Annotated in this window: 1 protein-coding gene; it reads right to left on the reverse strand. The window is 36.7% G+C overall.

What is annotated here, in order from left to right; genetic code table 11:
- Positions 1 to 248, reverse strand: a 248-nt coding sequence (locus SB764_RS43225) for a hypothetical protein (protein ID WP_410867198.1), incomplete at both ends; no start/stop codon positions are given.

Genomic DNA, 248 nt, shown 5'->3' on the forward strand with positions numbered 1-248 from the left:
TCTAATCCGTCTCCATTGGTACCATTATTATCACTACCTACAGAAACGCTTTGTGCTCCATTTTCTGTATCAACGGTAGTTCCTATTAATAGGTTTTCAGATTCTATATGGCGAGCTTCAACAGTAGCTCCTGTAGAGTTTTTCTCATAGGAAATTGGTAAGTCTCCATAATCCAGTTTAGCTGTTATCGGAATTACATGATCTTCTATTTCACCATTAAAAATAATTGGTGTCACAGCATATTCTCC

This window comes from Paraburkholderia sp. SIMBA_027 (assembly GCF_046535315.1).
In the GTDB taxonomy this organism is placed as follows: domain Bacteria; phylum Pseudomonadota; class Gammaproteobacteria; order Burkholderiales; family Burkholderiaceae; genus Paraburkholderia; species Paraburkholderia tropica.